10 protein-coding genes and 1 riboswitch are annotated in these 7,113 nt (G+C 44.3%); all 10 genes read left to right on the plus strand.

Annotation, left to right across the window (positions count from 1 at the left end; genetic code table 11):
- Positions 1-6: 6 nt before the first annotated feature.
- The 10 genes from AXI59_RS08330 to metQ all read left to right on the plus strand — a co-directional run bounded on the left by AXI59_RS08330 (position 7) and on the right by metQ (position 7,052).
- Positions 7-1,791 (plus strand): acyl-CoA dehydrogenase family protein, encoded by a 1,785-nt coding sequence (locus tag AXI59_RS08330; protein ID WP_061527912.1) that lies wholly within the window; start codon positions 7-9, stop codon positions 1,789-1,791.
- 115 nt (positions 1,792-1,906) lie between these two features.
- Positions 1,907-2,263, plus strand: coding sequence for an arsenate reductase family protein (locus AXI59_RS08335; protein WP_061522170.1), 357 nt, complete (start codon positions 1,907-1,909; stop codon positions 2,261-2,263).
- Positions 2,264-2,324: 61 nt separating this feature from the next.
- Positions 2,325-2,708 (plus strand): glycine cleavage system protein GcvH, encoded by a 384-nt coding sequence (gcvH, locus tag AXI59_RS08340; RefSeq protein WP_061522171.1) that lies wholly within the window; start codon positions 2,325-2,327, stop codon positions 2,706-2,708.
- A gap of 54 nt (positions 2,709-2,762) precedes the next feature.
- On the plus strand, positions 2,763-2,999 hold the full coding sequence (locus AXI59_RS08345) for a YusG family protein (RefSeq protein ID WP_061522172.1): 237 nt from the start codon (positions 2,763-2,765) through the stop codon (positions 2,997-2,999).
- A 68-nt stretch (positions 3,000-3,067) separates the two neighbouring features.
- A complete protein-coding gene (locus AXI59_RS08350; protein WP_082791746.1) occupies positions 3,068-3,436 on the plus strand; it encodes a toprim domain-containing protein in 369 nt (122 codons plus the stop codon).
- Positions 3,437-3,441: 5 nt separating this feature from the next.
- Complete coding sequence (locus tag AXI59_RS08355) at positions 3,442-3,762, plus strand: thioredoxin family protein (RefSeq protein WP_061527913.1); 321 nt, start codon at positions 3,442-3,444, stop codon at positions 3,760-3,762.
- A gap of 95 nt (positions 3,763-3,857) precedes the next feature.
- Positions 3,858-4,208: an SCP2 sterol-binding domain-containing protein gene (locus tag AXI59_RS08360; protein ID WP_061522174.1), complete on the plus strand. Its 351-nt coding sequence runs from the start codon at positions 3,858-3,860 to the stop codon at positions 4,206-4,208.
- Positions 4,209-4,321: 113 nt separating this feature from the next.
- Positions 4,322-4,428: riboswitch (SAM riboswitch) on the plus strand.
- A gap of 105 nt (positions 4,429-4,533) precedes the next feature.
- Positions 4,534-5,559: a methionine ABC transporter ATP-binding protein MetN gene (gene metN, locus AXI59_RS08365; RefSeq protein ID WP_061522175.1), complete on the plus strand. Its 1,026-nt coding sequence runs from the start codon at positions 4,534-4,536 to the stop codon at positions 5,557-5,559.
- Positions 5,552-6,220 carry a methionine ABC transporter permease gene (locus AXI59_RS08370; RefSeq protein WP_061522176.1) on the plus strand — a complete coding sequence of 223 codons (669 nt, stop codon included), beginning with the start codon at positions 5,552-5,554 and terminating at the stop codon, positions 6,218-6,220. The genes metN and AXI59_RS08370 overlap by 8 nt, the downstream gene beginning before the upstream one ends.
- Positions 6,221-6,233: 13 nt before the next feature.
- Positions 6,234-7,052, plus strand: a complete 819-nt coding sequence (gene metQ / locus AXI59_RS08375; RefSeq protein WP_061522177.1) for a methionine ABC transporter substrate-binding lipoprotein MetQ — start codon at positions 6,234-6,236, stop codon at positions 7,050-7,052.
- Positions 7,053-7,113 lie beyond the last annotated feature (61 nt).

A 7,113-nucleotide genomic window follows, 5' to 3' on the forward strand; every position in this document is an offset into this window, starting at 1 on the left:
ACAATCATGAAACAGGAAACGGTCAAAGTCAAAAAAGGCGGCAGCTTTCTTATTGAAGATACCGCATATGATCAGGTGTTCACACCGGAGGATTTTACAGACGAACATAAAATGATCGGAAAAACGACAGAAGACTATGTCGTAAACGATGTTCTTCCGTACATTGATGAAATCGAAAACCATCAGTTTGAGCACTCTGTCAGACTGCTGAAAAAAGCCGGCGATCTAGGCCTTCTCGGCGCAGATGTGCCTGAAGCATACGGCGGCATCGGACTTGATAAAATCAGTTCGGCCTTCATTACAGAGAAATTTTCACGTGCTGGCAGCTTTTCTCTTTCTTACGGCGCCCATGTCGGCATCGGTTCATTGCCGATCGTGTTTTTCGGAACGGAAGAGCAGAAAAAAACATACTTGCCGGATTTAGCTTCAGGTCAAAGAATCGCGGCATACGCTTTGACAGAGCCGGGATCCGGATCAGATGCGCTCGGCGCAAAAACTACCGCCGTTTTAAATGAAGCGGGCACGCACTACATTTTAAACGGAGAAAAACAATGGATTACAAACTCAGCGTTTGCCGATGTATTTGTCGTCTATGCAAAGGTGGACGGAGATAAATTTTCCGCATTTATTGTAGAAAAAAATTATCCGGGTGTGTCAACCGGCCCTGAAGAGAAAAAGATGGGAATTAAAGGCTCATCCACAAGAACGCTTATTTTAGATCAAGCAGAAGTGCCGAAAGAAAACCTGCTTGGCGAAATCGGAAAAGGCCATGTGATTGCGTTTAATATCCTCAATATCGGGCGCTACAAGCTTGCGGTCGGCACGATCGGCGCTTCAAAACGGGTCATTGAGCTGTCAGCGGCTTATGCAAACCAGCGCCGCCAATTTAAAACGCCGATCTCAAGCTTTACCCTTACTCAGGAAAAGCTTGCGACAATGTCAGCAAAGCTTTATGCGATGGAAAGCTCTGTATACAGAACGGTCGGCCTTTTTGAAGATAACATGAGCAGACTGACCGAGGAAGCACAAAAAGACGGCCGCGAAGTCGCAAAATCCATTGCCGAGTATGCGATCGAATGCTCGCTGAATAAAATGTGCGGATCAGAGACGCTTGATTACATTGCCGACGAAGGCGTCCAAATCCACGGCGGTTACGGTTTTATGCAGGAATATGAAATTGAGCGCGCTTACCGCGATTCGAGAATCAACAGAATCTTTGAAGGAACGAATGAAATCAACCGTTTGATCGTGACGAGCACATTCCTTAAAAAAGCTGTAAAAGGGGATCTTCCGCTCTTTGATAAAGCGAAGGCGCTTCAAGAGGAATTAATGATGCTGATGCCTGAAGAACCGGGTTCAGAGCCTCTTGAACAGGAAAAATACATCGTCAGACAGGCAAAGAAAATCGCCCTTTTAACAGCCGGTCTTGCGGCGCAGAAATACGGGAAGGCGATTGACCGCGAGCAGGAAATCATGGTAAACATCGCTGACATCGTCAGCGCGCTGTACGCGTTGGAATCTGCCGTCCTCAGAACGGAAAAAGCGATCGCGGCAGACGGCGCTGAAAAAGCCGCGCAAAAGCTGTTATATACAGAAATCTTTGCGCAGGAAGCTCTTCAGGACATTGAAGCGCACGCAAAAGAATCATTAATCGCCATGGAAGAAGGCGATTCACTCCGAATGATGCTTTCCGTGCTGCGCAAACTGACGCGCCTGACACCGAAAAATCTCATTCAGAAAAAACGTGAAGCGGCAGCCGTCATTTTCAGAGAAGAAAAATATACGGTATAATGCACAGCTTCTGTAAGCGCTCCGATTTCGGAGCGCTTTTTCATGAAGCAACGTTTTAGGTTTTTACCAGTGATTGTGTTAAAATAACGACGATCATTTACAAGGGGTGAAGAAGATGTCGATAAATTTTTACTGGTACCCTAAATGCGGAACGTGCCGTAATGCGAAAAAATGGCTGGAAGACCACGGCAAGGAAATAAACGAAATACATATTACGGAACAAACGCCGACGAAAGAAGAAATCAAAGACCTTTATGAAAAAAGCGGCCTTGAGCTGAAAAAGTTTTTCAACACGAGCGGCATGAAATACCGTGAGCTGAACTTAAAGGAAAAGCTGTACCACATGTCAGAGGATGAACAGCTTGAACTTCTGGCATCCGACGGAATGCTGCTTAAGCGTCCGATCACGTCCGACGGCACAAAAGTCACAGTCGGCTTTAAAGAAGACCAATTCGAAAAATATTGGATTTAATGTCAGTATCAAAGAATTATGGTATCTTCTTATTATAAGCATAAAAAATGGAGGGATTTAGATGAGCACACCGAAAGATTTACGTTATTCAGAAGAACACGAATGGGTAAAAGTTGAAGGCGAAAAAGTCCGTATCGGAATTACGCATTTCGCGCAATCTGAACTTGGCGATATCGTATTTGTCGAGCTTCCTGAAGTCGGCGCTGAAATTAAAGCGGACGAGCCGTTCGGCAGCGTTGAATCCGTAAAAACGGTATCTGAACTGTACGCGCCGATCAACGGAACGGTGACGGAAGTAAACGAAGACCTCGATGACAGCCCGGAATTCGTGAATGAGTCTCCATACGAAAAAGCGTGGATGATCGTCGTTGAACCGGCTGATGCAAAAGAAATCGAAAACCTTATGACTGCCGAACAATACGAAGAAATGACGCAGGAAGACTAATCGGATAGCAAAAGAACCATTTGGACACTCTATCTGTAACGGGAGGTGTCCATAATGGCTTTTGATAAACAAAAGGTTGATGTAACGGAGAACGTAACGGGCCGCTTGCAAAACGGCCGGTTTTCCTTGTTTCATGAAAATGAAGCCATCGGCCAAATGACAGGCATGAACCAATATGAGCTCAAACCGGGCTTTTCATTTGAAAATCAAAAATTTTATAAAACAGCCGATGTTGTATCCGGGAAGGATCCGAAATACGTGGATTGCGACTATGAAAGCGGCTGGTGTTAACAGTTGGCGGTGAATTTCACTGCCTTCTTTTTCAATCTGAGGCTAAAAAAACCGGCAGGTGATGCGCAATGAATATCGGCGATGAAGAGAAGGTTTTAATCGTAGAAGGAAAATCAGATAAAATCAAAGTCAGGGAAGTGCTCAGTGCACCTCTGGATATTGTCTGTACAAATGGAACGATCGGCCAAACGGAATTGGAAGATTTAGCGGACCGTTTGTTTGACAAAGATGTTTATATCTTAGTTGATGCAGACGATTCAGGAGAAAAATTAAGAAAGCAGCTGAAACGGGAGCTTCCTGAAGCCCGCCATATCTATATAGACAGAACATACAGGGAAGTTGAGGCGTCTCCAAGCCACCATCTTGCATCGGTGCTTCTTCGCGCCGGACTGGATGTGGACCCCGTATTTTTGAAAAAGAAAGACCTGAGGTGGTAATCAAAATGAAAGAACTCCAAGAAAACGAACTTGAATCCATTAAAGATGATGTGTATCTCCTTTATTTATACACCCCATTTTGCGGCACGTGCCAGCTGGCGGCCAAAATGCTGTCTGTTGCCGAGGAAATGCTGCCCGGCGTCGCCTTCTATAAAAACAACGTTAATTATTCCCCCGTCTTCGCCAAAGCCTTTCAGATTGAGAGTGTCCCGTGCTTTCTGCTGTTTAAAGACGGAAAGCTTGTTGAGAAAGGATACGCATTCCGCTCCGTTTCCTATTTATACGAGCTGATTAAACAAAAAACATCTCAAACGTCCTCTATGTGACATTTTTTATAGGAAAATGTCGTCCGTTTTATAAAGGGTTCTTCCCGTTAAAAGAGAACTTTGTATGTACGGCCAATAAACAGGAGGTTATACGAGTGGAGAAAATAGAAGTTTTAGAGAATGACGGACAGCATCTGTTTTTGAAACCCCTATTACATACCTCGACGCTGCTGATTACGTTCCAAGGTGAAACAGAAGCTTTAACGGTCTCAATTAACGGGCAGGGAGAAATGAGAAAAACCTCGGCCTCAGCCGAAGGGTCTAATTTGACCTTTTACGGAAACCAAACAGAAATCATTCATTTGCTGCACGGCGACATCTCCCTGCAAAAGCTCATTCAAAGCGGAAGACTGAAAGTGAAAGGATCATTCAGAGCCCTGTTGAAACTGGAAGCCATCCTGTGGCTGACAAACGGATTTTTTCAAACGATCAGCAAAAGGCCTTAAAATCTGCCAATCTACTATGTGAAAATATCTATCATTATTTATTTTATTGACTTTTTATCATTCGCCATGCTATCCTACATTAAGAATTTCCGGACGAAAAGACGATATGTTTTCTCTTATCAAGAGAGGTGGAGGGAAGTGCCCTATGAAGCCCGGCAACCATCAACTATGTTGAAATGGTGCCAATTCACTCGAAGCAATCTGCTTTGGAAGATGAGAGAAAGGCCTTTTTCAATAAGCCTTTCTGCTCAATTGTGCAGAAAGGCTTTTCTTTTGCTGAGAATTCCGGAAGATTTCTTAGAATAGTGTAAGGCAGGTGATTGCTTTGATCCATCTTCAAAATGTTTCAAAAGTGTACAAAGCGAAACATGGGGATGTCAATGCTGTCCAAGATGTCAACCTTGACATCAAAAAGGGCGAAATTTTTGGAATTATAGGATATAGCGGAGCTGGTAAAAGTTCCTTAATCCGTCTTCTGAACGGTCTTGAAAAACCGACTTCAGGTACCGTGGAAGTCGCGGGGACGGAATTAAATAAAGTAAGCAGCCGCGGTTTAAGAAAAGCGCGCCAGGAAATCAGCATGATTTTTCAGCACTTTAATCTGCTTTGGTCGCGCACCGTTCGTGATAATATTATGTTTCCGCTGGAAATTGCCGGCGTGAAAAAAAGAGAACGGATCCGCCGTGCTGATGAACTGATTAAACTGGTCGGATTAGAAGGAAAAGAAAAATCGTATCCTTCCCAGCTGAGCGGCGGACAAAAGCAGCGTGTCGGAATCGCGCGGGCGCTCGCCAATAATCCGAAGGTCCTTCTTTGTGACGAAGCAACGTCAGCGCTTGATCCGCAGACGACAGATTCAATTTTAGATCTTTTATCCGATATAAATGAAAGACTCGGTTTGACGATTGTGCTCATTACCCATGAAATGCACGTCATCCGCAAAATCTGCAACAGAGTCGCCGTCATGGAAAACGGTAAAGTCGTCGAAGAAGGCGAAGTGCTTCAAGTCTTCAGAAATCCGCGCGAACAGATGACAAAGCGTTTCGTTCAGCAGGTAACCGAACCTGAGGAAACGAAAGAAACCATTCAGCATCTGCTTCAGGAAACAGCGACAGGAAAAACGATTCAGCTCTCGTTTGTCGGTCAGGCTGCTGAACAGCCTCTCATCACTGAGATGATCAGGAACTTCAATGTGGATGTCAACATTCTGCAGGGCAAGATTTCTCAGACGAAGGACGGGGCGTACGGTTCTTTATTCATCCACATTGACGGACAGGAAAAAGAAGTAGAAAACGTGATCCGGTTCATTAAAGACAAACAGGTAGAAGCAGAGGTGATCACAAATGTTTGAAAAATGGTTTCCGAACGTTGATGTAAGTGAACTGTGGACCGCAACTTATGAAACCCTTTATATGACGATTATCGCTTTACTCTTTTCTTTTGTCATCGGGGCTATCCTCGGTCTTCTGCTCTTTTTAACGGGCAAGGGAAGCTTATGGCAGAATAAAGCGATTAACAGCGTGATTGCGGCAGTGGTTAACGTATTCCGGTCTATTCCGTTTCTTATTTTAATTATTCTGCTCCTCGGTTTTACTAAGTTTTTGGTCGGATCGATCTTAGGTCCGAACGCGGCTTTGCCCGCTTTAATTATCGGATCTGCGCCGTTTTATGCCCGCCTTGCGGAAATCGCGCTCCGGGAAGTTGATAAAGGAGTCATCGAAGCTGCCAGATCAATGGGAGCGAAAACTTCGACGATCATCTTTAAAGTATTGATTCCTGAATCAATGCCTGCGTTAATCTCAGGCATCACCGTTACAGCCATCGCCCTGATCGGTTCGACCGCTATTGCAGGCGCCATCGGTTCAGGCGGACTCGGAAACCTTGCATATGTAGAAGGCTACCAGTCAAATAATACGGATGTAACGTTTGTGGCAACTGTATTTATTCTCATCATCGTCTTTATCATTCAGATTATCGGTGATGTGATCACAAATATAATAGACAAAAGATAAGGGAGGATTTACATTGAAAAAGATTGCGTTAAGTGCGCTGTTTCTTGTTTTTGCAGGAGTTTTGGCTGCCTGCGGATCAAGCGCCGGCTCAAATAAAAAAGAAATCGTCGTCGCCGCGACAAAGACACCGCATGCTGAAATTTTAAAAGAAGCGGAGCCGTTACTGAAGAAAAAAGGCTATACATTAAAAGTAAAAGTGCTGAACGATTACAAAATGTACAACAAAGCATTAGCTGATAAAGAAGTGGATGCCAACTACTTCCAGCATGTTCCTTACCTTGAGCAGGAAATGAAAGAAAATAAAGATTACAAACTCGTTAATGCCGGCGCCGTTCACCTTGAGCCGTTCGGTATTTACACGAAAAAATATAAATCACTGAAAGACCTGCCAAACGGCGCGACAATCATCCTGACAAATAACGTCGCTGAACAAGGCCGTATGCTGGCGATGCTTCAAAAAGCCGGGCTGATCACGTTAGATCCGAAAGTGAAGACGGTTGATGCAACAACGAAAAACATCGCAAAAAATCCGAAAAACCTGACGTTCAAAAAAATCGCGCCGGAATTAACGGCAAAAGCATATAACGAAGAAGAAGGCGACGCGGTCTTCATCAACGTCAACTATGCGATCCAAAACAAATTAAACCCGTTAAAAGACGCGATTGAAGTAGAATCAACGAAAAACAACCCATACGCAAACATCATTGCCGTGCGCAAAGGTGACGAAAACTCAGCAAAAATCAAAGCGCTTATGGAAGTTCTTCACTCTAAAGAAATTAAAGACTTCATTGAGAAGAAATACGACGGAGCCGTGCTTCCCGTATCTGAATAAGACGAAAACCCCGGATGAACAATCCGGGGTCAGCTTGTAGAGAAAACCATGTTTTTTCTGC

Origin of the sequence: Bacillus nakamurai (assembly GCF_001584325.1) — a bacterium.
In the GTDB taxonomy this organism is placed as follows: Bacteria; Bacillota; Bacilli; order Bacillales; family Bacillaceae; genus Bacillus; species Bacillus nakamurai.

Excerpts from the sequence above, each read along its gene's own strand:
- AXI59_RS08330 (WP_061527912.1), top strand. The coding sequence starts at position 7 with ATGAAACAGGAAACGGTCAAAGTCAAAAAAGGCGGCAGCTTTCTTATT.
- AXI59_RS08335 (WP_061522170.1), top strand. The coding sequence starts at position 1,907 with ATGTCGATAAATTTTTACTGGTACCCTAAATGCGGAACGTGCCGTAAT.
- gcvH (WP_061522171.1), top strand. The coding sequence starts at position 2,325 with ATGAGCACACCGAAAGATTTACGTTATTCAGAAGAACACGAATGGGTA.
- AXI59_RS08345 (WP_061522172.1), top strand. The coding sequence starts at position 2,763 with ATGGCTTTTGATAAACAAAAGGTTGATGTAACGGAGAACGTAACGGGC.
- AXI59_RS08350 (WP_082791746.1), top strand. The coding sequence starts at position 3,068 with ATGAATATCGGCGATGAAGAGAAGGTTTTAATCGTAGAAGGAAAATCA.
- AXI59_RS08355 (WP_061527913.1), top strand. The coding sequence starts at position 3,442 with ATGAAAGAACTCCAAGAAAACGAACTTGAATCCATTAAAGATGATGTG.
- AXI59_RS08370 (WP_061522176.1), top strand. The coding sequence starts at position 5,552 with ATGTTTGAAAAATGGTTTCCGAACGTTGATGTAAGTGAACTGTGGACC.